Origin of the sequence: Nocardia sienata NBRC 100364, from assembly GCF_001613205.1 — a bacterium.
In the GTDB taxonomy this organism is placed as follows: Bacteria; Actinomycetota; Actinomycetes; order Mycobacteriales; family Mycobacteriaceae; genus Nocardia; species Nocardia sienata.
This window is the reverse complement of sequence record NZ_BDBX01000108.1, coordinates 1-3,723: the sequence shown is the minus strand read 5'-3', so window position 1 is coordinate 3,723 and position 3,723 is coordinate 1. Positions and strand designations below refer to the sequence as shown.

1 protein-coding gene is annotated in these 3,723 nt (G+C 69.5%); it reads right to left on the bottom strand.

Features of this window, described 5'->3' with window-relative positions; genetic code table 11:
- Positions 1–3,723: condensation domain-containing protein (locus tag NS4_RS30935; RefSeq protein ID WP_157106348.1), on the bottom strand; the 3,723-nt coding region annotated here is incomplete at both ends.

Sequence of the window (3,723 nt, the reverse complement as noted above, 5' to 3'; positions counted from 1 at the left end):
CGCGCGCGACGATCGGCATCGGTCAGCGGCGTATCCGTGTACGCGCTCAGATCCAACCGGTCGATCCGCACCTGAGCGGTATCGATCGGCAGATCGTCGCCGGAGGTGAGCACGCAGATCGGATCGGCGGTGGCCAGGATGTACTCGGTGCGCTCGGCCGGATGATCCGGGTCCAGCGGTACATAGGCGCCACCGGCCACGGTGACCGCGTACATACCGACCACCAGATCGATCGAACGCCGCATACCCAGGGCCACATACGACTCCGGACCCACCCCACGGTCGATCAGCCACCGCGCGAGCAGATTCACCCGTGCCGCGAAATCGGCGTAGGAGAGGGTCTCCGTGCCGAAGGTCAGGGCGGGTGCGTCCGGGGTGCGGACACTCTGCGCGTAGAACATCGAGGCCAGCGTCGCGGCGGTATCGACGGTGTGCGCGGTGTCGTTCCACACGCGCAGCACCCGGTCGCGTTCGCCGGTGTCCAGCAGTTCGATTTCACCGATCGGCCGGTCGGGGGCGTCGGTGAGGGCGGCGAGCACCCGCACCAGCCGGTCGGCGATCCGGCGCACATCGGCTTCGTCGAACATGTCCTGCTGATAGCCGGCCCGGATCCGCAGCGTGCTGCCCAGCGAGGCGATCAGGCTCAGCGGATAGTGGGTGGCGTCGACCGCGCTCAATCCGGTCACCGCCATTCCGTCGATATCGGTGGCCTGCGCCTGGATACCCTCGGCGTCCACCGGATACGACTCGAACACCAGCAGGGTGTCGAACAACGTCGCCAGTCCGGCCGCGCCCTGGATATCCGCCAGACCCACATAGTGGTGATCCAGCAGATCGGCCTGCTCGCCCTGGGTCCGGGTGAGCAGTTCGCGCGCGGCTTCGTCCTGATCGAACCGCACCCGCACCGGGACGGTGTTGATGAACAACCCGACCATGGTCTCCACCCCGGACAGCTGCGGTGGGCGACCGGAGACGGTGGCGCCGAACAGCACATCGTCGCGACCGGTGATCCGGCCCAGCACTACCGCCCACGCCACCTGCAGCACCGTGTTGGCGGTGATACCGAGTTCGGCGGCCAGCGCGGTGATCCGCGCCGTCGCCGCGGTGTCCAGCTCGAACGTGTATTCGCCGGACAGGGCCTCGATCTCGTGCGCGGAATCGCCGCCCCCGGTTTCCGGCCGGCTGAGCAGGGTCGGCTCGCCGACCCCCGCCAGCGCTTCGGCCCACACCGCCAGCGACGCCGGGTGATCCTGCCGGCCGACCCAGTCCAGGAAGTGCCGGTAGGAGCGGGCCGCGGGCAGTGCGGTGCCGTCGGCCCGTACCGCGTACAGCGTGAGCAGATCCTGCATGAGCAGCGGCATGGACCAGCCGTCGAGCACGATGTGGTGGTTGGACACCACGAACTGCCAGGTGTCGGCTCCGGTCTTGATCAGGGTGAACCTGATCAGCCGTGGTTCGGCGAGATCGAAGCGCCGCAGCCGGTCGGCGTCGACGAGGTCGGCGGCCGTGCCGGTAGCGCTGCGGTCGTGCTCGGTCCAGTCGACCGGCACCTCGTCGAGGACGACCTGCACCGAGTTGCCCGCACGGTCGGTGACGAACACCGTGCGCAGGTTCTCGTAGCGGTCCACCAGGGCCTGTGCGGCAGCCCGGAGCCGTTCGGCGTCCACCCGGCCGGTGAGAGTGAGCACTGCCTGCGCGGTATACACATCCACCGAAGTGGCGGCGAGCTGCGCGTGGAACAGCATGCCGGCCTGCAACGAGGACAGCGGCCACATATCGGCGACCTGGCCCGGGAACCGTTGCTCGATCCCCTCGATAGCCGGCTGCGATACCTCGACCAGCGGGAAGTCCGACGGCGTATGGCCGCCCGCGTCCGCGGAATCGGCATGGCGCGCCACGGCTTCCAGCGCCCGCACCCACAGATCCCCGAATTCGCGGGCCTCGTCCGGCGACAGCAGTGTGGACGGATAGCCGATGCGCGCGGTCAGGGTGTCGCCGACCACGACAGCGTTGATGTCCAGCAGCGCCATGGCCGGCATATCCGCGTCGTAACCGACGTCCACGGCCAGATCGGCCGCCGGGAGCCAGCCGAAGCCGTGCATCTCTTCGCCGATCTCGCCGGCGCCGACGCGGCCCAGATAGTTGAAGTTCACCTGGCCCGGCATATCCCGCGGGAACTCGGCGGCGGTATCGGAGTTCATGTACCGCAGCAGGCCGTAACCGACGCCCTTGTCCGGGACCGCGAGCAATTGCTCCTTGACGCGCTTGAGCGCGGTGCCCAGTTCCGGTTCACCGGCCAGGGCGGCCTCGATATCGATACCGGCCGGCTCGAACCGGACCGGGAAGAGCGCGGTGAACCAGCCCACCGTGCGGGACAGATCGGCCCCGGGCACGATCTCTTCCTCACGGCCGTGACCCTCGAGCCGGATCAGCAGCGGGTCGTCCGGCGCCACCCCGGGCACCCGCCGCGTCCGCCAGGCGGCGGTCGCCAGGACGAGCGCGGTGAGTAGACCGTCGTTCACACCGCCGTGGAACAGCGCCGGCACGGTGGTGAGCAGGGTCTGGGTGACCTCCGGCGATACCTGCACCGCGTGAACCGCGACGACTCCGGCGGTATCCACCGTGGGATCCATCCGGCGCTCGGTGAGCAGCGGATCGGCGGTACCGGCCACGGTCCGCCAGTACTCGAGTTCCGCGAGCCGCTCGGCGCTGTGGGCGTTCTGCTCGAGCGCATGCGCCCAGGTCCGCATGGAGGTGACCGGCGCGGGCAGTTCGGGGAGCCGGCCGGCGCTGCGCGCAACGGCGGACAACACGAGGTCGGGCACCAGGACACGCCACGACACGCCGTCGACCGCGAGGTGGTGCACGATGACCACCAGGTGGCCGGGCCGCTCGGCGGTATCGGGTTCCAGCCAGACGAAGCGGACCACCGCACCGCGCGCGGGGTCGAGCCGGTCCAGCGCGGCATCGGTTGCGGCCGTGGCGATCTCGGACAGTTCGGCACCGGTGACGGTGGCGTCGAACACGGTGTGGTCGATCAGCGCGTCCACGTCGACACTGCCCGGCTCGCCGGTTTCCACGATCCAGTCGCCGTCGGCGGAGTACAGCCGCGACCGCAACATATCGTGCCGGTCGATCACCGGGCCCACCACGGCGGCAATGGTTTCCCGGTCGATACCGATCGGGAGGTCCAGGGTGATGAGTTGGTGGAAACGCCCGAAGGAACCGGGCCGTTCGGCCATGAACCGCACGATCGGCGTCAGCGGCATGGTGCCGACACCACCGCCCGGCATTTCGACGAGCGTACGCGTCACATTGTCGGCGTCCGCGGCCTCGGCGACAGCGGCCAGCCCGGCCACTGTTCGCTGTTCGAAGACGTGCCGCGGGCTGAAGACCACGCCGCGGGACTTGGCGCGCGACACCAACTGGATGGACACGATGCTGTCGCCGCCCAGAGCGAAGAACGAATCGTCCACACCCACCCGGTCCACGCCCAAGACCTCGGCGAAGACCTCGGCGATGATCTGCTCGACCGGTGTGCGCGGCCCGCGGAAAGCGGTCCGTGCCTGGAACACCGGTTCGGGCAGCGCCTTGCGGTCCAGCTTCCCGGCGGGGGTCAGCGGGATCCGGTCGATGACCATGACGGCCGCCGGCACCATGTAGTCGGGCAGCCGCTCGGCGACGTACCCGGTCAGCGCCGTGACATCCACGGCGGCGCCGGAG